The organism is Lysobacter defluvii IMMIB APB-9 = DSM 18482 (assembly GCF_000423325.1).
Lineage (GTDB): Bacteria > Pseudomonadota > Gammaproteobacteria > Xanthomonadales > Xanthomonadaceae > Novilysobacter > Novilysobacter defluvii.
On sequence record NZ_AUHT01000007.1, the window covers coordinates 129,779 to 153,177 of the forward strand.

Sequence of the window (23,399 nt, forward strand, 5' to 3'; positions counted from 1 at the left end):
ATGCGCATCCACCACCTCAACTGCATCTCCACCTGTCCGCTCGGCGGCCGATTGATGGACGGCCGCAGCGACGGGATCCTCGAACGCGGCTCGCTCACCTGCCATTGCCTGCTGGTGGAGACCGCCGACAGCCTGGTACTGGTCGACACCGGCATGGGACTGCGCGATGTCGCCGACCCGCGCGGGCGGCTTAGCGGCTTCTTCCTGATGCTGGTCAGCCCGGACTTCCGCGAGGAGATGACCGCGGTGCGGCAGATCGAGCGCATGGGCTTCGATCCGCGCGACGTGCGCCACATCCTGCTGACCCACCTGGATTTCGACCACGCCGGTGGCCTGGACGACTTCCCCCATGCCACCGTCCACATGATGGGCGCCGAGCGCGACTACGCCGAGCAGCAGAAGACCTGGCTCGACCGCCAGCGCTTCCGGCCGCAGCAGTGGAACACGCGCGGCCAGTGGCGCACCTATCCGGGCGGCACCGGCGGGCCATGGATGGGGTTCGACTGCGTGCGCGACCTGGAGGGGCTGCCGCCCGAGCTGCTGATGGTTCCGCTGCCCGGGCATACCCATGGCCACGCCGGGGTCGCGCTGCGGCACGCCGCGGGCTGGCACCTGCTGGCGGGCGACGCCTACTTCCACGAGCACGAGATGGACCTGCGCAACCCGTCCTGCACCCCCGGCCTGCGGTTCTACCAGTGGATGATGGAGAAGGACCGGGACGCCCGGCTCGGCAACCAGGAACGGCTGCGGGAGCTGCTGCGCGGGCACCGCGACGAGGTCACGGTGTTCTGCTCGCACGATGTCGCCGAGTTCGAGCGCCTCGCCGGGCGGCCGGCGGGCGTGCCGGCGACCCCGCCGGCGCACTGAGGACACGGGGGCGCGGTCCCGCGCCTCCTCGCGGAATCGCGCCCCGGTCAGTCGCCCGGCAGGAGCCGCTCGGCGAGCGCCCGCGCCGCGGCCCGGATCTCCGGCATCGCCGTGCATTCCCACAGCGTGCCGCGCAGTAGCGGCCCTATCGCCGACAGCCCGGGCTGGATCCCGCCCCCGGGTCCGGTGAGCCGCCCGTCCTCGGTTCCGGCCAGGCCAAGGCGCAGCGGATCCGGTGCGGCCAGGCCGCGGTCCAGCAGCTGCCGCAGGAGGCCCGTGGCGGTCGCGGGCGACATCTCCAGGCCGGTGGCCTGGACCACCAGGTCGGCCTCGATGGAGGATTCCCCTTCCGCTCCGCGTGCGCGTATCCGGACCTGCAGTGGCCCCTTGCCGTCGACCCCGAGCACCCGTGCGGCGGCGATCCGGAGGCGGCCCTCCGCCTGCAACCGTTGCAGGACGTTTGCAGAGGCCGGTGGCATCCGGTGGCGCGCGGCCTCCCAGAGCCAGCGGAGGTGGCGAAGGAAGCGACGGCGTTCGGCCACCGGCAGTCCCTGCCAGAGCGGAACCATCACCGGCCGCATCCCGTCGACGATCGCTTGCCAGTCCGGTGCCCCGTCCATCGCCCAGCGCAGCGCGCGCAGCCGCTCCCGCACGCGGGTGGTGCCCAGCAACGCCTCGTTGAGTGCCGCCTGGCCTGGCCAGGGCGGGGCCGGGTACTCGCGATGGATGAAGGGCAGCCGGCCGTGGCGGGACACCGCCTGCAGCCGGGCTCCGGGCCAACGCCTTGCGGCGCTCAGCAGCACGTCGACCGCGGTCAGGCCGGTGCCGACGACCAGCACGCGCCCGGGCGGGGCGGAAGGTTCCCGCGTCTGCCAGGGATCGACCACGTACGCGCCGCTGGCCAGTGCCTCGCTGGAGGCGTTGCGCAGCGGCCGCGGTTCCAGCGCGCCGGTCGCCAGCACCACTTCGTCCGCTTCCAGGGTGGCGCCGCCCTCCAGCCGCACCCGCCAGCGCCCGCCGTCGCGCCAGGCGTCCACGGCGGTGGCGGCGTGCAGCTCGAAACACCGGCCCGCCTGGCGCGCCGCGCAGGACCGCTCGGCCAGCCGCGCCTGCACGTAGTCCCCGTACCGGCTCCGCGGCACGAACTGGTGGGGCTCCGCATCGCCGGCCGCGGGATGACGCGCAAACACCGAGCCGGGGCCGTCGAACAGCCCCATGCCCGCCGCGCGCACGTTGAGCAGGTGGTGGTCCTCGCCGGTCGAGTACGCCACGCCCCGGCCGGGTCGTCCCTGCCCGGTCACCCAATGCACGCATCCGGCGTCGGCGCGGCCGATGAGTTCACCAAATACCGCTGCGCCCGCGGCACCGCCGCCGACGACCACCACGTCCACCATCAGGCCTCCTGCGGGCCGCCCGCGGGGAAATCCGCGGCCATCATGATCGCCCGTGCGGGCGGCTCAGGACATCGGCTCCGGCATCGCGCCGAACTTCGGTGGCAGCGGGATGAACTCTTCGTCGTCCAGGTCGGGGAGCTTCATGCGCCCTGCGGCCCAGTCCTCGCGCGCCTGCTCGATGCGCTCCTTCGAGGACGACACGAAATTCCAGTCGATATAGCGCGGCCCGACCGGCTCCCCGCCGAGCGCCATGACCACGGCCTCGCCCAGCGCCGCCACTGTCACTGGCCGGCCCGGCGCCAGTACCGCCATGCTGCCGGCCTCCACGCGCTGGCCATCCACCTCCACCTCGCCCCCGGCGACGTACACGGCGCGCTCGCTGTACTCGGAGGACAACGAGGCGCGCGCGCCGGCATGCAGTTGCCAGTGCACGTAGAACTGCGGCGAGTCGACCCGGACCGGCGACTCCATGCCGTCCAGCCGGCCGGCGATCAGGCGTCCGGCAAGGCCTTCTCCTTCGAAGACCGGCAGCGCATCGGCCGGGTAGTGCCAGAACCCCGGATCCGTCTCCTCGCGCTCGTCCGGAAGCGCCACCCAGGCCTGTATGCCGTCCAGCGGTCCGCCGTGGGCCCGCAGCTTCTCGAAGCGCTCGGAGTGGGTGATGCCGCGGCCCGCGGTCATCCAGTTGACCTCGCCCGGCCGCACCGGCTGCTCCGAGCCGACGCTGTCGCGGTGCATGATCTCGCCGTCGAACAGGTAGGTGATCGTCGACAGGCCGATATGCGGATGGGGACGTACGTCGGCCTCGCGGGGCAGCCCCGGGCGGATCTGCTTGGGCCCCATCCGGTCGAAGAAGATGTACGGCCCGACCATGCGGCGCTTGGCGAACGGCAGCACACGGCCGACCTCGAAGGCGCCCAGGTCGCGGGAGCGCTGCTGGATGAGGAGTTCGATCATGGGGCCGCCCCCCTGGCTTGGACTGGTGGTGCGACCGAGGGTACGCCAGGCGGGTACGGGGGGCGGAGATGGTGGGCCCAGCAGGATTCGAACCTGCAACCAAAGGATTATGAGTCCTCTGCTCTAACCGTTGAGCTATAGGCCCGCCAGAGGACGGGAATTGTAGCGGCGAAAACGAAGAAGCCCCGCTGACGCGAGGCTTCCTGAGGGCCCTCACCCCGGCCCTCTCCCGCGAGCGGGAGAGGGGGAGGAGCGGGCATGGCGTTGCGGCGGCGCTTACTCGGTGTCGAGGAAGCTGCGCAGCTGCTCGGAGCGGCTGGGGTGGCGCAGCTTGCGCAGGGCCTTGGCCTCGATCTGGCGGATGCGCTCGCGGGTGACGTCGAACTGCTTGCCGACTTCCTCCAGGGTGTGGTCGGTGTTCATGTCGATGCCGAAGCGCATGCGCAGGACCTTGGCCTCGCGCGGGGTCAGCCCGCCGAGCACGTCGCGGACGGTCTCGGACAGGTTGATGTTGGTCGTGGTCTCCACCGGGGACTCGGCGTTGGTGTCCTCGATGAAGTCGCCCAGGTGGGAGTCCTCGTCGTCGCCGATCGGGGTCTCCATGGAGATCGGCTCCTTGGCGATCTTCATCACCTTGCGGACCTTGTCCTCGGGCATCTCCATCTCCTTGGCCAGCTCCTCCGGCGTCGGCTCGCGGCCGTACTGCTGGAGCATCTGGCGGGAGATGCGGTTGAGCTTGTTGATCGTCTCGATCATGTGCACCGGGATGCGGATGGTGCGCGCCTGGTCGGCGATCGAGCGGGTGATCGCCTGGCGGATCCACCAGGTGGCGTAGGTCGAGAACTTGAAGCCGCGGCGGTGCTCGAACTTGTCCACCGCCTTCATCAGGCCGATGTTGCCCTCCTGGATCAGGTCCAGGAACTGCAGCCCGCGGTTGGTGTACTTCTTGGCAATCGAGATCACCAGGCGCAGGTTGGCCTCGACCATCTCCTTCTTGGCCTTGCGCGCCTTGGCCTCGCCGTAGGCCATGATGCGGCTGACCTCGCGCAGGTCGCCCAGGGTCATGCGGATCTGCTTCTCGATGTCGAGGATCGCCTGCTGCTCGGCGATGATCTCGTCGCGCACCTCGCGCAGGCCGGACGCCCACTTCTGCTTGCGCTTGAGCAGCTCGTCCACCCACTCCAGGTTGACCTGGTTGCCATCCCACGCGCGGATGAAGTCCTTGCGCGGCATCTTCGCCCGGCGGGTGGCCAGCTCGAGGATGCGGCGCTCGTGGCGCTTGATGTCGGCCAGGGTATCGCGCATGTTCTGCACGAGCACGTCGGTCAACGGCAGCGGCAGCTTGAAGGTGACGAAGATGTCGGCCATGTCCTGGCGCAGCTTCGTGACCGTCTTGTGCGCCGGGCCGTGCTTGGCGTAGGCCTTCTCGAACTTGCCGTACAGCTCGGCCAGCGCCTCGAAGCGGTGCTCGACCTCGGCCGGGTCCGGCCCGGTCGGGGCTTCCTCGGTCGTGGCCGAGGCGGTGTCGTCGTCCTCGTCGTCGGTGTCCGCCTCGTCCTCGTCGGCCTCATCCTTGGCGACCTTCTCCTCCGGCTCTTCCTTCTCGTCCACCAGGGTGGCCGGGGAAGCGGCGACGGTCGGGTCCTCGAGCAGGTCCAGGAAGCCGACCAGCAGCTCGGGCAGGCGCTTCTTGCCGGCCTTGTGCAGCTCCCAGTCCTGCAGCACCAGCTCGATGGTCGAGGGGAACAGCGCCAGCGAGGCCTGGACCTGGTTGAGGCCCTCCTCGATGCGCTTGGCGATGGCGATCTCGCCCTCGCGGGTCAGCAGTTCGACCGTGCCCATCTCGCGCATGTACATGCGCACCGGGTCGGTGGTGCGGCCACCCTCGGCGTCGAGCCCGGTCAGGGCGGCGGCGGCCTCCTCGGCGGTGCTCTCGTCGACCTCGTTGCCGCTGGAGCTGCTGTCGCCCAGGGACAGGGTGTCGGCATCGGGGGCCACTTCGTGGACCTCGATGCCCATGCCGTTGATCATCGCGATCACGTCTTCGATCTGCTCCGGATCGACGATGTCGTCGGGCAGGTGATCGTTGACTTCGGCATAGGTCAGGTAGCCCTGTTCCAGGCCCTTGCTGATCAGCTGCTTGATGTCGGACTGGGGGGCCGGACGTTCATTGGCCATAGGGCTGCGCCACCGTGGGTTGGGGATGGGGAGAAACGCTCCAGTATACCAGCGGCGGGGCTTTCCACCCCGCCGGCGGCGCTGGAGCCGGCTTCCCTGCTGCGTCCATTCAGGACCGCAGCAGGAATGTCACCGGGCCGTCATTGACCAGGTCCACCTTCATATGGGCACCGAACACGCCGGTTTCCACCCTTCCCTCGTGAACCCGGGTGCACGTTTCCACCAGAAGGTTGAACACCGGTTCAGCTTCGTCCGGCGGAGCGGCGGTACTGAAACCGGCACGCATCCCGCGGCTGGTGTCGGCCGCCAGCGTGAACTGGCTGACCAGCAGCAGCCCGCCGCCGGTGTCGCACAGCCCCAGGTTCATCCGGCCGGCACCGTCGGCGAAGACGCGGTAGCCGAGCAGCCGCCGGGCCATCCGTTCGACCTGGGCCGGCCCGTCGCCGGGCTCGATCCCGACCAGCGCGAGCAGGCCCGCGCCGATGCTCCCGGCCACCTCGCCACCGACGCTCACCGAGGCGCGTTCCACCCGTTGGATCAGTGCCAGCATCGCGCCAGCTTACCCGCTGGCTACACTGCCCGCGATGAGCCGACTCGCCGCCCGCCTCCTGTACCTGTGCGCCCTGCTCGTGGGCCGCCTGCCCTGGCCCTGGCTGTGGTGGCTGGGCGACCGCATCGCCGCGCGCAACCTCGCCGCCAACCGGCGCGAGTCCAGGGTGACGGACTGCAACCTGCGCCTGGCCTTCCCTGGAATGGACCCGGGTGAGCGCGCGGAACTCAAGCGTGCGGTGATGCACACCACCGCACGCCAGGCGATGGAGACGGTGGCGATCTGGTCGCGCACCCGCCGCGGCAACCTGGATTCGCTGATCGTGGAGATGCACGGCACCCGGTACCTCGACGAGGCGATCGCCGCCGGCCGGGGCGTGGTGCTGGCGGCGCCCCACTTCGGCAACTGGGAGCTGCTCAACCGGTGGCTGGCCGCCCGTACCCCGCTGTCGATCCTGTATGCACCGCCCTCCTCGAAGGTGATGGAAGGTTTCCTGCAGCTGGTCCGCGCCGACGAGGACCGCGTCACCCAGGTGCGGGCGGAGACCGCCGGGGTCCGGCAGCTGCTGCGCTACCTGCGCGACGGCGGCGTGGTCGGGATCCTTCCCGACCAGCAACCGCGCGGCGGAGAGGGCGAGTTCGCGCCCTTCTTCGGCGTGCCGGCCCTGACCATGACCCTGTTCGGCAAGCTCGCCGCGCGCACCGGCGCGGCGGTGCTGCTGGCCTGGTGCGAGCGCCTGCCCGGCCATGGGCCCGGAGGCCGCCCCCGCTTCGCCCTGCACCTGGAACCGGCCGATCCGGCCGTGGCCGACCCGGACCCGGCGCGCGCGGTGGCGGCGCTGAACGCCGAGGTCGAGCGCGTCGCCCGCCGCGACCCGGTGCAGTACCAGTGGACCTACAAGCGTTACTCGCTGCAGCCCTCGGGCCGCGGCGAGGACAACCCGTACTGGCCGGAGTGCTATCGCTGATGACGCAATCGCCCATGGACGAGACCGCACCGGAGCAGGCGCTGCCTGGCACGGACTGGACCGGCGACACCGGCTGGCGCGGGCTGCCGCCCGCGGCGCGGCTGCTGTTCCTGCTCGATACCGGGATCGGGCTGGCCATCGCGGGCCTGGTCCTCGGGGGGCTGGCCGGCCTGCTCGCCTCCTGGCGGCTGGACCTGCCGTCCCCGCTGCCGCCGATGCTGCAGGGAGCCGCCAGCGGCCTGCTGGTACTGGGGCTCTGGGGCTGCTGGCTGGCGGTGCGCCAGTACCAGCGCACCGCGTGGCGGCTGGACGACAAGGGCCTGAGCGTGCGCCGCGGCCGGCTGTGGTGGAGCGAGACGCGGGTCCCGGCGACGCGGGTGCAGCACCTGGACATCCAGCGCGGCCCGCTGCAGCGCCGCCGCGGCGTGTCCAGCCTGGTCGTGCATACCGCCGGCAGCGCGGCGAGTGCGGTCACCGTCCCGCACATGGACGCCGCCGACGCCGAGCGCCTGCGCGAGCGGCTGTCGCGGCGGATCGAAGACGATGACGACGCCTGACCCCGCCGCGCCGGCGGCCGTCGCGGCGGGCCATCGGCTGCACCCGATGTCGTGGCTGTTCGAGCTGATCGCCCAGCTGCGCCAGTTCCTGGTCCCGCTGCTGGCGCTGGTGGTCTTCGGGCAGGGCGACCGCAGCGAACTGTGGCCGCTGGCCGGCCTGGCGGTCCTCGTGGCCGCCTCGCTGTGGCGCTACTTCGCCTTCCGCTACCAGCCGGAGGCCGACCAGTTGGTGCTGCGCACCGGGCTGCTGTCGCGCAACGTGCGGGTCGTTCCCTATGGGCGCATCCACAACGTCGCCGTGGACCAGACGCTGCTGCACCGCCTTTTCGACGTGGCCTCGGTGCGGCTGGAGTCCGCCGGCGGCAAGAAGCCCGAGGCGGAGATGCGCGTGCTCCGGCTCGACCAGGCGCTGGCGCTGGAGGACCTGATCCGCCACCGCGGTGCAACCGCGCCCGGGAGCGGTACGGGCCAGCCTTCCGTCGCCGATGCCGCTGCCAACCGTGACCGCCCGGAAGGCGCGGCGGCATCCCGCACGGTGCTGCACCACCTGCCGGCCGGGGAACTGCTGCGCTTGGGGATCATCTCCAACCGCGGCATGGTGCTGGTGGCCGCGGCGTTCGCGCTGGTCGGCCAGTCAGGCGAGAACGCGGCGCGCATCTTCGAGGCACTGGGCCGCTGGCTGTTCGGCTGGGTCGACACCAGCGGCTTCGATACCGCGCAATGGGTGGTCGCCGGGACCACCCTGCTGCTGGCCGCCCTGCTCGGCGTGCGCCTGCTGTCGGTGCTGCTGGCGCTGCTGCAGTTCCATGGCTTCACCCTGGCCGAATACGGGCGGCGCCTGACCGTGGAGCGCGGCCTGCTGGCACGCTGGCGTACGAGCAGCCCGCGCCGCCGCATCCAGGCCTGGCGGATGCAGGAAGGCGTGATCCACCGGCTGCTGGACCGGCGCACGCTGAAGGTCGACATCGCGACCGGCGGGGGGCAGGAAGACGCCAGGAGCCTGCGGGAGCTGGTGCCGGTGGGGACGCCGGAGCAGTGCCGGGCGCTGGTCGCCCACCTGTTGCCGGGGTCGGGCTGGGACCGGATGGAGTGGATGCCGTTCCGTCCCGCGACCTGGTGGCGGCTGTTCTGGCCCTCGCTGCCGCTGGTGGCGGTGGCGACCACGGTGCTGTGCTGGCGCTTCGGCGCCCCTGGGCTGCTTGCGGCCCTCTGGCTGCCCTGGGCGGCCTTCAAGGCCCGCCGGCAGGCCGCGCGCATGGGCTGGGCGTTCAATGGCCGGCTGGCCGCGTTCCGCACCGGCTGGTGGAGCCGGCACTGGTACTGGGCGGAGCTTGACAAACTGCAGGCGCTGCGGGTCAGCCGCAACCCGGTGGACCGCCGCCTGGGCACGGCGACGCTGGTGCTGGACACGGCCGGCGCCGGTGCGCTGGGGCCGCCCCTGCGCATCCCGTTCCTTCCGCTGCGGCGGGCGCTGGCGCTGCAACATCGGCTGGCGGGCGAACTGGCCCGCCGGCCGCTGCGCTGGTAGGCCCTCAGGCGGAGCCGGGGCGCGGCCCCTTCACGATGCCGTGCTCGGTCCAGCTGCGGCGGCTGGAGCGGGTCTCGGCCCGAAGCTTGCGGTTGAACTCGATGCTCTCCTGCGTCGCGTAGCCGCGCTTGTGGTCCAGGTGCACCACGATCGCCCGGTAGCGGATGCGCTTGCCGCGGATGCCGGCGTTCTCCAGCCGTTCGCCGAACTCGCGGTCCTGGCCGCCGTAGCGCATGCGTTCGTCGAAGCCGTTGATGGCGAGCATGTCGGCCTTCCAGCCAGAGGCGTTGTGGCCGTTCCAGCTCGCCCGGGCCGGGCTCAGCACGTCCAGCGCGCGGCGCAGGGCCGGCCCGGCGGTGAGCTTGATGTTGCGGTACGAGGACGGCATCCCCCGCTCCGCCAGCCAGGCCGCGTCGAAGCAGCGCTGGCTGCGGATGTCGTCGTTGCCAATCGCCAGGCTCGTCTCCATCGGCAGCTTGTGGTAGCCGCCGGACAGGAACCGGCCGGGCTCGCGCAGCGCCAGGTGGGTGGACACGAAGTCGGCGCGCGGGATGCAGTCGCCGTCGGTGAAGATCAGGTAGTCCGAGGCCGCCTGGCCGATGGCCATGTTCATCGCCTCGCACTTGCGGAAGCCGTCGTCGGGCTGCCACAGGTGGCGCACCGTCACCGGCAGGGTGGCGGCCACGGCCTCGATGCGCTCGCGGGTCTCGGCGCGGCTGCCGTCATCGGCCACCAGCACCTCGAAGTCGGTGCGGTCCTGGGCGCCGAAGCCCACCAGCACCTTCTCCAGCCAGTCGGGCTGGTTGTAGGTGGTGAACACGACGCTGGCTGCGGGAGTCTGGGGCACGTCCGCGGTGTCCGGGGCAGGGGCGGCAAGGGTACCCTGTCGCCCCCGCCCACCGCATGCCCGCCCATGGACCACGTTCAGCGGTCAAAGATCTCGGCCACCGTGATCACCTACAACGAGGCCGACCGGATCGGCGAATGCCTTGCGTCGCTGGCCTTCTGCGACGAGGTGGTGGTGGTCGACTCCGGGTCGACCGACGCGACCCGGGAGCTGGCCCGCGAGGCGGGCGCGAGGGTCGTGGTACGTCCCTTCGACGGCTTCCGCAGCCAGAAGCAGTTCGCAGTGGAGCAGGCGAGCCACGACTGGATCCTCAGCCTGGATGCCGACGAGTCACTCAGCCCGGAGCTCGCCGCCGCGATCATCGCCGAGCAGGAACGCGGCTTTGCAGGCGCCGCGGGCTACCGGTTCGCCAGGAGCTCGGAATATTTCGGACGTTACCTGCGCCACGGCAATGCCTATCCGGACCGCAAGTTGCGGCTGTTCGACCGCCGACGCGGCGGCTGGCGCGGCGAGCGCGAGATCCACGAAGCCGCAACCGTGGACGGCGAGGTGGTCACCTTGCCGGGTGACCTGCTGCACCGGCCCTTTCGCTCCTTCGACCACCAGCTGGCCAAGGGCATGCAGTACTCGCGGATGATGGCCGAGCATGCCCATGCCCGTGGAAAGCGGGCCAGCCTGGGCAAGCTGCTGCTGGGGCCGGCCTGGCGGTTCTTCCGCGGCTACGTGCTCCGAGGCGGCTTCCTCGATGGCTGGCCGGGGCTGGTCTACGCCTACGTCACCGCTTGGACGGCGCGGCAGAAGGCAGTCCGGTTGTGGCTGCTGCAGAACGGGCTGGAGCAAACGGGCCACGACCGGCAGCCCGGGCCGGCTCAGGCCTTGCGCACCCGGGCATAGAAGAAGCCGTCCATGCCCTGCTCCCCTGGCAGCCGCTGCCTGCCCTCGCCAGAGACGCGGCCGAAGGCATCGGGAAGCGGCTCCGCGGACGCATCTGGGGTCCGGGCGAGGAAAGCGGCAACCTGGTCGCGGTTCTCCGCGGCCAGGATCGAGCAGGTCGCATAGACCAGCACGCCGCCCGGCACGAGGGTGCGCCAGGTGGCGTCAAGCAGCCGCGACTGCAGGGCGACCAGCGCATCCACGTCGGCTGCGCGGCGATGCAGCAGCACGTCCGGGTGGCGGCGGACCACACCGGTCGCCGAGCACGGGGCATCCAGCAGCACCGCGTCGAAGGGTTCGCCGTCCCACCATGCGCCGGGGTCTGCCGCGTCGCCGGTGCGCAGCGTGGCGGCTTCTTCCAGGCCGAGACGCGCCAGGTTCGACTCGATCCGGCCGACACGCCCCGCGTCGACGTCGAGCGCGAGCAGCCGCAGCCCGGGGTCGCGCTCGAGCAGGTGGGCCGCCTTGCCGCCCGGCGCGGCGCAGGCGTCCAGTACGCGGGCACCCGGGACGGGCGCAAGCGCGTCGGCCACCTGCTGGGCGCTGCCATCCTGGACCGAGAGGCGACCATCCGCGAATCCGGGCAGCGCCGCGACCGGGACCGGCCGGTCCAGGCGCAGCGCGTCGGGCAACAGCGGCTCCACCATCGCCTCGAGTCCCGCCTTCTCCAGTTCGCGCTTGCAGTCCTCGCGGGTCGCGACGCGCGTATTCACGCGCAGCCACATCGGGGGCGTCGTGGCACTGGCGGCAAGAATCGCGTCGGCATCCCCCGGCCAGTCCGCACGCACCTGGTCCAGCAACCAGCCAGGCCACCCTGCCGACGCATCCGCCTCCGGCAGGCCTTCGCGCAACGCGCGGCGCAGCAGTGCATTGACCAGCTTGGCCTGGTGGGTGCGGCCCAGTGCCCGCGCGGCGTCCACCGTCGCCCCCACCGCTGCGTGCGGCGGCAACCCCAGCGGATCGAGCTGGGCGAAACCGGCCAGCAGCAAGGCACGAAGCGGACGGTCCCGGCGCGCCAGCGGGCGCGGCAGCCAGGCGGCCAGCGCGGCGTCATAGCGCGGCGCGTTGCGGAGTACCGCCAGGCAGATCGCCTCCACCAGTGCGCGGTCGCGGGTGTCCCCGAGTCCCGGCAGGGCGGTGGCCAGCTCGGCCTTCAGCGAACGTCCGTGATGCAGCACCGCGTCGAGCACGCGCGCGGCGGCCACCCGGGTACCGGTGCCCGGGGGCGGGTTCACGGGACCAGGCCCGGCCGGCCGTTGAGGTAGTCGGCGGCGGCGAGCGGACGGCCGCCATCGCGCTGCACCAGTTGCAGCCGCAACGCGCCCTCGCCGCAAGCGATGTCGATGCCGTCGCGGCCGGCCGCCAGCACCGTGCCGGGTCCGGCGGCGTGCTCCACGTCCAGGGCCATGGCCTGGTGGATGCGCACGCGCTCTCCCGCCAGCGCGGCTTCCGCCACCGGCCAGGGGTTGAAGGCGCGCACGGTATTGGCCAGTTCGGCCGCCGGACGCGCCCAGTCCAGCCTTGCCTCGGCCTTGTCGAGCTTGTGGGCGTAGGTGACGCCTTCCGCTGGCTGCAGCCTCGGGACCGGGGCGATGCCGGCGCGCAACAGGCCGAGGCCGTCGGCCAGGACCCAGGCCCCCATCTCCGCCAGCCGGTCGTGCAGCTGCCCGCCGGTCTCGTCGGGCGCGATCGCGGTGCGCTGTTCGAGGAGCACCGGGCCGGTATCCAGGCCGCGCTCCATTTGCATCAGGCATACGCCCGTCTCGGCGTCACCGGCCTGGATCGCGCGCTGGATGGGCGCGGCGCCCCGCCAGCGCGGCAGCAGCGAGGCATGCACGTTCCAGCACCCCTCGGCCGGGATGTCGAGCACGGCCTGCGGCAGGATCAGTCCGTAGGCGACCACCACCATCAGGTCCGGCTGCAGCGCGCGGAGCGCCTCGACCGCACCGGGGTCGCGGAAACTGGCGGGCTGGCGGACCTCGATGCCCATTTCAGTGGCGGCCTGCTTCACCGGCGAGGCGACCAGGCCGCGCCCGCGGCCGGCCGGCCGGTCGGGCTGGGTGTAGACGGCCACCACCTCCGCGCGCGTGGCCGCGGCGCGGAGCGAGGGAACGGCGAATTCCGGGGTCCCGGCGAAGACGATCCTCAAGGGGATGCCTTACGCGGCCTTGCGGCGGGCCTTGGCCAGCTTCTTGCGCACCATCTCGCGCTTGAGCGGCGAGAGATAGTCGACGAACAGCTTGCCCAGCAGGTGGTCCATCTCGTGCTGGATGCAGACCGCCAGCAGGCCGTCGGCGTCCATCGTGAACGGCTGGCCGTCGCGGCCGACCGCGTTGACGGTAATGGTGTCGGAGCGGGTCACGTCGGCGAAGATGCCGGGCACCGACAGGCAGCCTTCCTGGCACACCTGCTCGCCGTCGCGCGCGGTGATCTCCGGATTGATGAACACCAGCGGCTGGTCGTGCTCCTCGGACACGTCGATCACCATGAAGCGCTGGTGGACATCCACCTGGCTCGCCGCCAGACCGATGCCCGGCGCGGCGTACATGGTCTCGAACATGTCGTCGAGGAGTTGCTGGAATTCCGGCGTGGAAACCCGGGCGACGTCGACCGGCGCGGCGACGGTGCGCAGGCGCGGATCCGGGAACTCGAGGATGGGGAGCTGGGCCATGATCGGGAAATGGGGGTGCCTGTCACAGACACAAGCAATGGACGCCCATTCTAGCGCGGACCGGTGCTGAACGCTTGCAACGGCGCGTATTTTCTGGGCTATAGTGCCCTGCCCGTGTCGGTTTGTGACGCACGGGCGCACCTGAAGGGGAGCCAGGTACACGCCATGCTGAAACCGATCCGCGCGGTCTTCGCCGCAGCGCTGTTGACCATTGCCACCTACGCCGTAGCCGACGGGCTGCGCGGGGACCATCCCGACACCTACGTGGTCCAGAAGGGCGACACGCTCTGGGACATCTCCGGGCGCTTCCTGGAGCGGCCGTGGCTGTGGCCGGAGATCTGGCAGGCCAATCCCCAGATCGCCAACCCGCACCTGATCTACCCCGGTGACGTGATCTCGCTGGCGTATCTGGACCGCGTCGCCGCACGGGTCGCGCCGGGGCCGCGTACCGCGCAGCCGCTGACCGGCGTGCCGCTTGCGGAGATCGAACCATTCCTGAAGGACCTGCGCGTCGTCGACGCCTTCGAGCACCTCCCGCACGTGGTCGGGCTGGAGGAGAACCGCCTGCGCGGGGCCGAGGGCCAGGTCGCCTACGTCAAGGGCCTGCCGGACGCGCAGCCCGGCCAGCGTTACGCCGTGGTGCGCCCCACCCAGCGCTACACGCGCCTGGACCGCACCCAGTGCTGCGACATCTTCCACAGCGACGACCTGGACTTCCGCGGCAAGCGCCACCTCGACTTCGAGCAGATGTGGACCAACGCCGTGGTCCCGGACCATGGCCACGAGCTGCTGGGCTACGAGCTGATGCGCCAGGACACGGGCACCATCAGCCGCGGCGAGGTCGGCGGCATCGAGGCGTCCACCCTCCTGCTCGACGGCAGCGGCCGAGAGGTCCGCGTTGGCGACCGCTTGATCCCGATCGAGGCGCAGCCGTACGACCTGCAGTTCTTCCCGCATCCGCCGGCGCAACAGCTCGAGTACGGGCGTGCGCGCGTGCTGGCGGTGGCGGACATGCTGCGTACCGGTGGTCCGCGTGACGTGGTCGCGCTGTCGGTCGGCTCGCGCGACGGCGTCGACAACGGCACCGTGTTCTCCAGCTGGCGGGTAGGCGACTCGGTCCCCGACCGCGTGACCCACGGCGGCTGGGAACGCAGCGAGGACATGTACGCGCGCAGCAGTGAGGTCCGCCTTCCCGACGAGTATGCCGCGCACCTGATGGTGTTCCGCACCTTCGAGAACGTCAGCTACGCCATGGTCATGCAGGGCGTGCGCCCGGTGCAGGTGGGTCAGGAGCTCAAGCACCCCGACGCGCCGTACTGACCCTGCGCGGCGGGCTTTTCCGACGTTCCAGCACAACGGCGCCCCAGGGCGCCGTTGTCGTATCCGGCGCACGCTGGCGGGCATGGAGCGCAATGACGACATCGAGGCCCTGTTGCGGCTGGCCGCGTGCCCCGGCAGCCAGGGAGCACGCCGGCTGCTCGAGCAGGCCACGCCGGCCGAGGCGCTGGCGGCGGGCCCCGCCCTGTGGAGTGCCTGCGGGCTGACGCCGCTGCAGTCGGCCCGGCTGCAGCGCCCCGACGGGGCAATGCTCGACCGGGCCCGCGCGTGGCTGGAGGTACCCGGCCGGCACCTGCTCGGCTGGCACGACCCGGACTATCCGCCGCTGCTGCGGCGCGGCGGCAACCCGCCGGCGGCGCTCTTCCTGGACGGGGACCCGGCACTGCTGTGGCGCCCCGGCGTGGCAGTGGTCGGCAGCCGCTCGCCCAGCCCGGTGGGGGTGGAGACCGCAAGGGAGCTCGGCTCCGCACTGGCGCGCGCCGGCCTGGTAGTGGCCAGCGGAATGGCGGCAGGCATCGACGCCGCCGCCCACGAGGCGGCACTCGACGCCCGCGGCGGGACCCTCGCGGTACTGGGCACGGGCCCCGACGTGCCCTATCCGCGCCGCAACGCCGCCCTGCACCGCCGGCTGTGCGCCACCGGACTGGTGGCCAGCGAGCTCCCGCCCGGGACCGGACCGCGCAGCAGCCAGTTCCCCAGCCGCAACCGCATCCTCGCCGCGCTGTCGGTCGGTACCGTCGTGGTGGAGGCGGCCCGGCGCTCGGGGGCGCTGATCACGGCCCGCCTGGCCGGCGAGTACGGGCGCGAGGTGATGGCCTTCCCCGGCTCCATCCGCAACCCGGTCGCGCGCGGCTGCCACCGCTTGATCCGGGACGGCGCGGCACTGGTCGAGGACCCCGCCGAGGTGCTGGAGCTGGTCGCACCGGTGGTTTCGCGGCTGGCCGGGGACTTGCGCGGCCGGATCGCCGCCCCCATCCAGGGCGTCCCGACGGGGCCGCCGCGGGCCGTGATCGACCCGGCGGCCGCCCCTCCGGATCCGGTGTGGCGTGCGCTGGCGCACGACCCGGGCAGCCTGGATGAACTGGCCGTGCGCAGCGGATTGACCGTCGCGGAGGTGTCGTCCATGCTGCTTTCGCTGGAACTGGAAGGACGCGTGGCGGCCCGGCACGGCCGCTGGTACCGCACCGGTTGAGCACCACCCGCCCGTGCGCATCCCGTCGACCACCGCGCCCACGGCGCAGGCCGAGGAAATGAAAGAAAGCATCCTGGACGTCCTGCTGTACCTGTTCGAGCACTACTTCGCCGAGGACGCCGACCTCGTCCGCGACCACGAGAACCTCCACGGCGCCGCCCTCATCGCCGAGCTCGGCCAGGCCGGTTTCAGCCCGGTGGAGATCAACAAGGCGTTCGAGTGGCTGGACGCGCTGGCGCGACAGAGGCCGGTGCCGCAGCCGCTGCGCGCCGACGCCCCGGTGCGGGTCTACGCCGGCCCCGAGCTGGACCGGCTGGACATCGAGGCGCGCGGCTTCCTGCAGTTCCTGGAGCTGCACAAGGTCCTGGACGCCGGCCAGCGCGAGCTGGTGGTCGACCGCGCCATGGCCCTCGACCAGGACGTCCTGGACCTGGACGACCTGAAGTGGGTCGTGCTGATGGTCCTGTTCAACCAGCCCGGCAGCGAGGCCGCGTACGCCTGGATGGAGACCCAGATGTACGCCGACGACCCGGAACCCGTGCATTGACCGCTCCGCGGCAGCGTCGTGGCTTGACAGCCCCGCGGCCGCGTGATTCCTCTTGATATAGTGCGCGCCCCGACGGGGACGGCCGCCGCACGCGCGGCCCGGCGCCCTGCGCCTTCACGCCCCGCCCCGTCCCCCAACCACAGGCTCTTTCCCCCGATGGCCCGCAACCTCCTCATCGTCGAGTCGCCTGCCAAGGCACGCACGATCAACAAGTACCTTGGCAAGGACTTCACCGTGCTGGCCTCCTACGGCCACGTGCGCGACCTGGTGCCGAAGGAGGGCGCGGTGGACCCGGACGACGGGTTCGCCATGCGCTACGACGTCATCGAGAAGAACCAGAAGCACGTCGACGCGATCGCCAAGGCCGCCAAGGCCGCCGAGAACCTCTACCTCGCGACCGACCCGGACCGCGAGGGCGAGGCGATCAGCTGGCACATTGCCGAGATCCTGCGCGAGCGCGGCCTGCTGAAGGACAAGCCGCTGCAGCGGGTGGTGTTCACCGAGATCACCCCGCGCGCGATCAAGGAGGCGATCGCGAACCCGCGCGGCATCGCCGAGCCGCTGGTCGATGCCCAGCAGGCACGGCGCGCACTCGACTACCTGGTCGGCTTCAACCTTTCGCCGGTGCTGTGGCGCAAGGTCCAGCGCGGCCTGTCGGCCGGGCGCGTGCAGAGCCCGGCGCTGCGGATGATCGTCGAGCGCGAGGAGGAGATCGAGGCCTTCCAGGCACGCGAGTACTGGACCGTGCAGGCCGAGTGCCGCCACCCCTCGCAACCCTTCAACGCGCGCCTGGTGAAGCTGGACGGCGAGAAGTTCGAGCAGTTCACCATCACCGACGGCGAGACCGCCGAGGACGCGCGCACCCGCATCACCCGCGACGCCGGCGGCGTGCTCCAGGTCACGGACGTCACCCGCAAGGAGCGCAAGCGCCGGCCGGCGCCGCCGTTCACCACCTCGACCCTGCAGCAGGAGGCCGCGCGCAAGCTGGGCTTCACCACCAAGCGCACCATGCAGGTGGCGCAGAAGCTGTACGAGGGCGTGTCGCTGGGCGAGGAGGGCACCGTCGGCCTGATCTCCTACATGCGTACCGACTCGGTGCACCTGTCGGGCGAGGCGCTGGGCGAGCTCCGCGACGTGATCGCGCGCGACTTCGGGACCGACTCGGTCCCCGACAAGCCCAACTTCTACAAGTCCAAGTCCAAGAACGCCCAGGAGGCCCACGAGGCGATCCGCCCGACCTCCGCGCTGCGCACGCCCTCGCAGGTCGCGCGCTACCTGGACGACGACGGCCGCCGCCTCTACGAGCTGGTCTGGAAGCGCGCGGTCGCCAGCCAGATGGTCCCCGCCACCCTCAACACCGTCTCGGTCGAACTCGCCGCCGGCAGCGACCATGCCTTCCGCGTGTCGGGCACCACGGTGGTGTTCCCGGGCTTCCTCGCCGTGTACGAGGAGGGCAAGGACCAGCGCGCGGCCGACGCCGACGACGAGGGCCGCAAGCTGCCGCCGATGCAGCCCGGCGACCGGATCCCGCTGGACGCGGTCACCACCGCCCAGCACTTCACCGAGCCGCCGCCCCGCTACTCCGAGGCCAGCCTGGTCAAGGCGCTGGAGGAGTACGGCATCGGTCGCCCGTCCACCTACGCCTCGATCATCGCCACCCTGCTGTTCCGCAAGTACGTGGAACTGGACAGCCGCCGCTTCCGGCCGACCGACGTCGGCCGCGCGGTGAGCAAGTTCCTGGCCGGCCACTTCACCCAGTACGTGGACTACGACTTCACCGCGCGGATGGAGGACGAGCTGGACGCCGTCAGCCGCGGCGAGGAGGAGTGGGTACCGCTGATGGAGCGGTTCTGGACCCCCTTCAAGCAGCTGGTCGAGGACAAGAAGGAGTCGCTCGACAAGGTCGACGCCGGCAGCGTGCGGATCCTGGGCGACGACCCCGCCAGCGGCCGACCGGTCAGCGCGCGCATCGGCAAGTACGGCCCGCTGGTCCAGATGGGCACGGTGGAGGACGAGGAGAAGCCGAAGTTCGCCTCGCTGCAGCCCGGCCAGAGCATCTACTCGATCACGCTCGAGCAGGCGCTGGAGCTGTTCAAGATGCCGCGCACGCTCGGCGAGCACGATGGTGAACCGGTCACGGTCGGCATCGGCCGCTTCGGCCCCTTCGCCAAGCGTGGCAGCACCTACGCCTCCCTCACCAAGGAAGATGATCCCTACACCATCGGTCTCGACCGGGCGGTGCAGCTGATCGAGGAGAAGGAGGAAATCGCCCGCAACCGCATCATCCGCGAGTGGGACGGCAGCGACGTCCAGGTGCTCAATGGCCGCTATGGCCCGTACATCAGCAACGGCCAGCTTAACGCCAAGATCCCCAAGGACGTCGAGCCGTCCTCGCTGACGCTTGAGGAAGCCACCCGGCTGATCGAGGAAACCGGCAAGCCGGCGCGCGGGCGGTTCGGCAAGAAGGCCGCCAAGAAGGTGGTGGCCAAGAAGGCGGCGAAGAAGGTCGCCAAGAAGGCCGCGAAAAAGGCCACGGCGAAGAAGGCCACGGCGAAGAAGGCCACGGCGAAGAAGGCCACGGCGAAGAAAGCCGCAAAGAAGGCGGTGAAGAAGGCCGCGAAGAAGGTGGCGAAGAAGGCAGGCTGATGGCCGCCACGCCGGACATCGCCGGCACCGTCGCCGCGCTGCGCGCCGGCGGCGTGGTCGCCTACCCGACCGAGGCGGTGTGGGGCCTGGGCTGTGATCCGTTCGACCGGGCCGCGGTCGAGCGCCTGCTCGCGATCAAGCAGCGGCCGGTGGACAAGGGGCTGATCCTGGCCGCCGCCACGCCGGCCCAGCTGGTCGGCCTGGCCGACTGGGACGCGCTGCCACCGGGGCGACGCGACGCGGTCCTGGCCAGCTGGCCCGGCCCGAACACCTGGATCGTCCCGGCCACGGCCCGGGTGCCGCGCTGGATCACCGGCGGGCACGAGGGCGTCGCCCTGCGCGTGAGCGCCCATCCCGTGGTCGCGGCACTGTGCGACGCATTCGGCCCCGTCACCTCCACCAGCGCCAACCTGGCCGGTGAGCCGCCGGCACGCAGCCGTGCGGAGCTGGATCCGCGCCTCGTCGAACTGCTCGATGCGGTCTGCGGCGGCGAAACCGGTGCCCTCGCCTCGCCAACGCGGATCCGCGATGCGCGCGACGGGAGCGTGCTGCGCCCCTAGCCCGGCTGGGCAGCACCGCGGCGGACCGGGCCAGCCTCGGGCTGCCCCCGATGCCACCGGAGCGCGCCTGGTGCAAGATGTCCGGCATGCACCCGCTGCGCGCCCGCCTGCCGCCGCTCCTCGCCCTCGCCGCGGGGCTGGTCCTGGCAATCCCGCCGGCGGCTTCGCAGGAGGACGGCACGGTGACCATCTACCACTGCGCCGACGAAGACGGCCGGCCGGTGGTACGCGACAGTCCCTGCGCCCCGGGACAGGCCCAGCGTCGCGTGTCGACGATGCAGCGCCCGGTGGATCCGCCACCCCGCCCGGACCTGCCGCAGGAGCCCGCGGCACCGGCCGGCCCGCCACCGGCGGAAGCGCCGCAGCCGGCCCGCACCCTCGTGGTCCGCACGCCCACCCCGATGTACGAGTGCACCACGCCCGACGGCGCCACCTACACCAGTGACGACGGCAGCGGGAACCCGCGCTGGGTGCCGCTGTGGACGCTGGGATACGGGTACGGGCGCGGGCGCGGGTACGACGCACCGCACCGGCACCTGCCGCCGCCGCGGCAGCGCCCCCCCATCGGGGCCCCGGTGCGCCCGGCGGCCGCCGGGTCGACGGCGGGGTCGGCCGTCGGCAGCGGGTTCCGCTTCGATGGCGTCGGCCGGCCTTCGCCCCGGCTGCCGGCCGACCAGCCACGCGACCCGCCACGCACCGGCCCCGGGGGCCACGGCCGCGGGCACGTGCCCTATGCCGCGGGTGGGACCTGGGTCCAGGACGACTGCCGCGCGCTGCCCCAGGCCGAGGTCTGCCAGGTGCTGCGCGACCGCAGCTGGACCCTGCGGCAGCGCTTCAACCACGCCTTGCAGGGCGAGCAGCGCGAGATCACCGCCGAGCGCAGGCGCATCGCCCAGCGGCTGGCCAGCGACTGCTGATCACGGCGGCCCGGTCAGCTCTCGACCGGGTAGACCGCGCTGATCGGGCACCCAAGCTTTGCGCCCAGGCCCTGGGCCTCGCCCATGCCCCCCAACAACAGGGCGGCGACCGCCGCCGGCACTGCCCACAATCGTCCGATCCGTGCCATGCCCGCCCCTCTCCCTGTCGCAGGCAGGAAGCGTAGCTAGGAATCGCGCCAGCTGCGAGCCACGCGCTTGACCCCGCACAGCAGCTCATAGGCGCTGGTGCCGCAGTGGCGGGCCAGCTCGGTGGCCGGGAGGTGGTCGCCCCACAGCTGTACCGGCGTACCGACGGTCGCCTCCGGGTGCCCCGACAGGTCGACCGTCAGCATGTCCATCGAGACCCGCCCCGCCAGCCGGCCGGGGCGGCCGTCGATCGAAACGGGCGCGCCGTCGGGGGCGAACTGCGGGTAGCCGTCCGCGTAGCCCATCGCGACCACGCCGATCCGCATCGGCATCGGCGTGACGAAGCGCGCCCCGTAGCCGACCGGCTCGCCGGCGGGGAGGTCGCGGATGGCGATGAGCCTGGATTCGATCGTCATCACCGGGCGCAGCTGGTCGGCTTGCGCGTGGGGTGCGGGGAAGGGGGTGGCGCCGTAGAGCATCAGGCCGGGGCGGGCCCATGTGCGGCCCTCGTGCGGCTGCGGGCCCTCACCCCGGCCCTCTCCCCGGCCCTCTCCCGCAGGCGGGAGAGGGGGCTCAGCGAGCGCAGGCCACCCCAGGATCGCGGCCGAGTTCGCCAGGCTCACCACCGGCCGCTCACCCAGCGCCGCCACCACACGCTCGAACACCGCCGCCTGTTCCGCCGTCCGTCCGCACTCCAGCTCGTCGGCGCGGGCGAAGTGGGTCATCGCAACCAGTCCGTCGACGTGGGGCATCGCGCGCAGGCGCTTCCAGGCGTCCGCGAATCCGTCCGGCGAAAGCCCCAGGCGGTGCATGCCGGAATCCAGCTTCACCCAGGCGCGCAGCGGCGCCGAAGGCCGGAAGCGCTCGATCGCCTCCAACTGCCACGGCGCCTGCACCACGGTCCACAGCCGGTGGCGGTCGATGAGCTCCAGCTCGGCGGCCTCGAAGAAGCCCTCCAGCAGGAGGACCGGCGCGGTGATTCCGGCCTCGCGCAGCTCCAGCGCCTCCTCGATGGCGGCCACGGCGAATCCGTCCGCCTCGCCTTCCAGCGCCCGGGCGCACGCGGCCGCGCCGTGGCCGTAGGCATCGGCCTTGACCACCGCCAGCGCGCGCCCCCCGCCCAGCCGGCGGGCCAGGCGGTAGTTGTGGCGCAGCGCCCCCAGGTCGATCAGCGCGCGGGCGGGGCGCAAGGCTCCAGCTCCTGGGTCGTGCGCGCGCGGTTGCCGGCGCCATAGCGCGAGATGTCCAGGCCCTCGGTGCTGATCTGCGGCTGGCGCGAGGACATCAGGTCGGCCAGGTAGCGCCCGGAACCGGCGGCCATGGTCCAGCCCAGCGTCCCGTGCCCGGTATTGAGGTACAGGTTCGGGTAGCGGGTGGCGCCGACCACCGGGGTGCCATCGGGGGTCGCCGGCCGCAGTCCGGTCCACAGCTCCGCGCCCGGCACGTCGCCCGCGCCGGGGTAGAGGTCGTTGATGACCTTCTCCAGCGTCGCCCGGCGGCGCGGCGACAGCGACAGGTCGAAGCCCGACACCTCGGCCATGCCGCCCATGCGGATCCGGTCCTCGAAGCGGGTGACCGCGATCTTGTAGGTCTCGTCCAGCACCGTGGAGACCGGCGCACGCGCCGCGTCCACGATCGGCAGCGTCAGCGAGTAGCCCTTGAGCGGATACACCGGCAGGTCCAGCCCCAGCGGGCGCACCATCGGCGCGCTGTAGCTGCCCAGCGCGACCACGTAGCGGTCGGCGGTCTCCACCTTGCCGTCGATGCGCACGCCGGTGACCCGGCCGCCGTCGTGTTCGATGTGCTCGACGCGATTGCACATGCGGAACTCGACCCCGGCCTGCTTCGCCAGCGCCGCCAGCTTGCGGGTGAAGATCTCGCAGTCGCCGGTCTCGTCATGCGGCAGGCGCAGGCCGCCGGCGATCGGCGCCTTCGCATGGGCCAGCCCCGGCTCGGCGGCGATGACGCCGGCACGGTCCAGCAGCTCGTAGGGCACGCCGTACTCGCGCAGGACCTCGATGTCCTTGGCCGCGTCCTCCAGCTGCGCCCGGGTGCGGAACAGCTGAAGAGTGCCGAGCATCCGCTCCTCGTAGGCGATGCCGGTGGCGGCGCGCAGCTCGACCATGCAGTCGCGGCTGTACTCGGCCAGCCGCACCATGCGCGCCTTGTTGACCGCGTAGCGGTCGGAGGTGCAGTTGCGCAGCATCCGCGCCATCCACAGGTACTGCCGCGGGTCCGTGGTCAACTTGATCGCCAGCGGCGCGTGGCGCGAGAGCAGCCACTTCACCGCCTTGAGCGGGACCTTGGGCGCGGCCCAGGGCGAGGCGTAGCCCGGGGAAACCTGCCCGGCATTGGCGTAGCTGGTCTCCCGCGAGACCTCCGGCTGCCGGTCGACCACCACCACCTCGTGCCCGGCCTGCGCCAGGTACCAGGCACTGGACACGCCGATCACCCCACCACCAAGCACCAGCACGCGCATTGCGAAAACCCCGTAGCCGGCGGACCGCCCGCCTTCCCGGCCGGGAGTATAGGACGGCACAAGCAAGGATATTTCCTGCACTCTCCCGTCAAAACAGGGATACTTCCGGCAGGTTCAGCAATCA

22 protein-coding genes and 1 tRNA gene are annotated in these 23,399 nt (G+C 71.8%); 11 read left to right on the plus strand and 12 right to left on the minus strand.

Annotated elements, in window-relative coordinates; translation table 11 throughout:
• Nucleotides 1–867, plus strand: coding sequence for an MBL fold metallo-hydrolase (locus G545_RS0107130; protein ID WP_027069778.1), 867 nt, complete (start codon nucleotides 1–3; stop codon nucleotides 865–867).
• A 47-nt stretch (nucleotides 868–914) separates the two neighbouring features.
• Here the strand turns inward: G545_RS0107130 and G545_RS0107135 are convergent, their stop codons facing one another.
• From G545_RS0107135 to dtd, 5 genes are all read right to left on the minus strand, one after another.
• A complete protein-coding gene (locus G545_RS0107135; protein ID WP_043711501.1) occupies nucleotides 915–2,261 on the minus strand; it encodes an FAD/NAD(P)-binding protein in 1,347 nt (448 codons plus the stop codon).
• 63 nt (nucleotides 2,262–2,324) lie between these two features.
• A complete protein-coding gene (locus G545_RS0107140) occupies nucleotides 2,325–3,215 on the minus strand; it encodes a pirin family protein (protein ID WP_407059633.1) in 891 nt (296 codons plus the stop codon).
• Between the two features lie 72 nt (nucleotides 3,216–3,287).
• Nucleotides 3,288–3,363: transfer RNA gene (locus G545_RS0107145), tRNA-Ile, on the minus strand.
• A gap of 131 nt (nucleotides 3,364–3,494) precedes the next feature.
• The gene (gene rpoD, locus G545_RS0107150; protein WP_027069781.1) at nucleotides 3,495–5,396 is read right to left on the minus strand and encodes an RNA polymerase sigma factor RpoD; all 1,902 of its coding nucleotides are present in this window, start codon (nucleotides 5,394–5,396) and stop codon (nucleotides 3,495–3,497) included.
• Between the two features lie 109 nt (nucleotides 5,397–5,505).
• Complete coding sequence (dtd, locus tag G545_RS0107155; RefSeq protein WP_027069782.1) at nucleotides 5,506–5,946, minus strand: D-aminoacyl-tRNA deacylase; 441 nt, start codon at nucleotides 5,944–5,946, stop codon at nucleotides 5,506–5,508.
• On the opposite strand from dtd, the gene G545_RS0107160 reads away from it, so the two are divergent.
• Genes G545_RS0107160 through G545_RS0107170 form a run of 3 tightly spaced genes read left to right on the plus strand, consistent with a single transcriptional unit; the run spans nucleotide 5,879 to nucleotide 8,998 of the window.
• Entirely contained in the window at nucleotides 5,879–6,913 is a 1,035-nt protein-coding gene (locus G545_RS0107160; protein ID WP_407059629.1) for a lauroyl acyltransferase, read from the plus strand. The genes dtd and G545_RS0107160 overlap by 68 nt on opposite strands.
• Complete coding sequence (locus G545_RS0107165) at nucleotides 6,913–7,470, plus strand: PH domain-containing protein (protein ID WP_043711503.1); 558 nt, start codon at nucleotides 6,913–6,915, stop codon at nucleotides 7,468–7,470. Before G545_RS0107160 ends, G545_RS0107165 begins: the two co-directional genes overlap by 1 nt.
• On the plus strand, nucleotides 7,457–8,998 hold the full coding sequence (locus tag G545_RS0107170) for a PH domain-containing protein (protein ID WP_052347283.1): 1,542 nt from the start codon (nucleotides 7,457–7,459) through the stop codon (nucleotides 8,996–8,998). Before G545_RS0107165 ends, G545_RS0107170 begins: the two co-directional genes overlap by 14 nt.
• Before the next feature lie 4 nt (nucleotides 8,999–9,002).
• On the opposite strand, the gene G545_RS0107175 is transcribed toward G545_RS0107170, so the two are convergent.
• Complete coding sequence (locus tag G545_RS0107175) at nucleotides 9,003–9,845, minus strand: glycosyltransferase family 2 protein (protein ID WP_027069786.1); 843 nt, start codon at nucleotides 9,843–9,845, stop codon at nucleotides 9,003–9,005.
• Between the two features lie 66 nt (nucleotides 9,846–9,911).
• On the opposite strand from G545_RS0107175, the gene G545_RS13985 reads away from it, so the two are divergent.
• A complete protein-coding gene (locus G545_RS13985; RefSeq protein WP_081677778.1) occupies nucleotides 9,912–10,739 on the plus strand; it encodes a glycosyltransferase family 2 protein in 828 nt (275 codons plus the stop codon).
• On the opposite strand, the gene rsmB is transcribed toward G545_RS13985, so the two are convergent.
• Genes rsmB through def form a run of 3 tightly spaced genes read right to left on the minus strand, consistent with a single transcriptional unit; the run spans nucleotide 10,715 to nucleotide 13,449 of the window.
• The gene (gene rsmB / locus G545_RS0107185) at nucleotides 10,715–12,013 is read right to left on the minus strand and encodes a 16S rRNA (cytosine(967)-C(5))-methyltransferase RsmB (protein WP_027069787.1); all 1,299 of its coding nucleotides are present in this window, start codon (nucleotides 12,011–12,013) and stop codon (nucleotides 10,715–10,717) included. The genes G545_RS13985 and rsmB overlap by 25 nt on opposite strands.
• Entirely contained in the window at nucleotides 12,010–12,927 is a 918-nt protein-coding gene (gene fmt, locus G545_RS15950) for a methionyl-tRNA formyltransferase (RefSeq protein ID WP_027069788.1), read from the minus strand. The genes rsmB and fmt overlap by 4 nt, the downstream gene beginning before the upstream one ends.
• A 9-nt stretch (nucleotides 12,928–12,936) precedes the next feature.
• Nucleotides 12,937–13,449: a peptide deformylase gene (gene def, locus G545_RS0107195; RefSeq protein WP_027069789.1), complete on the minus strand. Its 513-nt coding sequence runs from the start codon at nucleotides 13,447–13,449 to the stop codon at nucleotides 12,937–12,939.
• Between the two features lie 165 nt (nucleotides 13,450–13,614).
• On the opposite strand from def, the gene G545_RS0107200 reads away from it, so the two are divergent.
• From G545_RS0107200 to G545_RS0107225, 6 genes are all read left to right on the plus strand, one after another.
• Nucleotides 13,615–14,769 (plus strand): LysM peptidoglycan-binding domain-containing protein, encoded by a 1,155-nt coding sequence (locus G545_RS0107200; protein WP_027069790.1) that lies wholly within the window; start codon nucleotides 13,615–13,617, stop codon nucleotides 14,767–14,769.
• Nucleotides 14,770–14,851: 82 nt separating this feature from the next.
• Complete coding sequence (gene dprA / locus G545_RS0107205) at nucleotides 14,852–15,979, plus strand: DNA-processing protein DprA (protein WP_043711506.1); 1,128 nt, start codon at nucleotides 14,852–14,854, stop codon at nucleotides 15,977–15,979.
• Between the two features lie 58 nt (nucleotides 15,980–16,037).
• Nucleotides 16,038–16,526, plus strand: coding sequence for a DUF494 family protein (locus G545_RS0107210; RefSeq protein WP_027069792.1), 489 nt, complete (start codon nucleotides 16,038–16,040; stop codon nucleotides 16,524–16,526).
• 156 nt (nucleotides 16,527–16,682) lie between these two features.
• Nucleotides 16,683–19,172: a DNA topoisomerase I gene (locus G545_RS0107215; RefSeq protein WP_027069793.1), complete on the plus strand. Its 2,490-nt coding sequence runs from the start codon at nucleotides 16,683–16,685 to the stop codon at nucleotides 19,170–19,172.
• Nucleotides 19,172–19,732 carry an L-threonylcarbamoyladenylate synthase gene (locus G545_RS0107220; protein ID WP_027069794.1) on the plus strand — a complete coding sequence of 187 codons (561 nt, stop codon included), beginning with the start codon at nucleotides 19,172–19,174 and terminating at the stop codon, nucleotides 19,730–19,732. The genes G545_RS0107215 and G545_RS0107220 overlap by 1 nt, the downstream gene beginning before the upstream one ends.
• A 50-nt stretch (nucleotides 19,733–19,782) precedes the next feature.
• Nucleotides 19,783–20,649, plus strand: coding sequence for a hypothetical protein (locus tag G545_RS0107225; protein ID WP_052347284.1), 867 nt, complete (start codon nucleotides 19,783–19,785; stop codon nucleotides 20,647–20,649).
• Nucleotides 20,650–20,663: 14 nt separating this feature from the next.
• On the opposite strand, the gene G545_RS16050 is transcribed toward G545_RS0107225, so the two are convergent.
• From G545_RS16050 to G545_RS0107240, 3 genes are read right to left on the minus strand one after another with little or no spacing between them, the layout of a single operon-like run.
• Nucleotides 20,664–20,798: a hypothetical protein gene (locus tag G545_RS16050; protein ID WP_269429844.1), complete on the minus strand. Its 135-nt coding sequence runs from the start codon at nucleotides 20,796–20,798 to the stop codon at nucleotides 20,664–20,666.
• Nucleotides 20,799–20,834: 36 nt separating this feature from the next.
• Nucleotides 20,835–21,986 (minus strand): alanine racemase, encoded by a 1,152-nt coding sequence (alr, locus tag G545_RS0107235; RefSeq protein ID WP_027069796.1) that lies wholly within the window; start codon nucleotides 21,984–21,986, stop codon nucleotides 20,835–20,837.
• On the minus strand, nucleotides 21,965–23,275 hold the full coding sequence (locus tag G545_RS0107240; RefSeq protein WP_027069797.1) for a D-amino acid dehydrogenase: 1,311 nt from the start codon (nucleotides 23,273–23,275) through the stop codon (nucleotides 21,965–21,967). The genes alr and G545_RS0107240 overlap by 22 nt, the downstream gene beginning before the upstream one ends.
• Nucleotides 23,276–23,399: the final 124 nt, after the last annotated feature.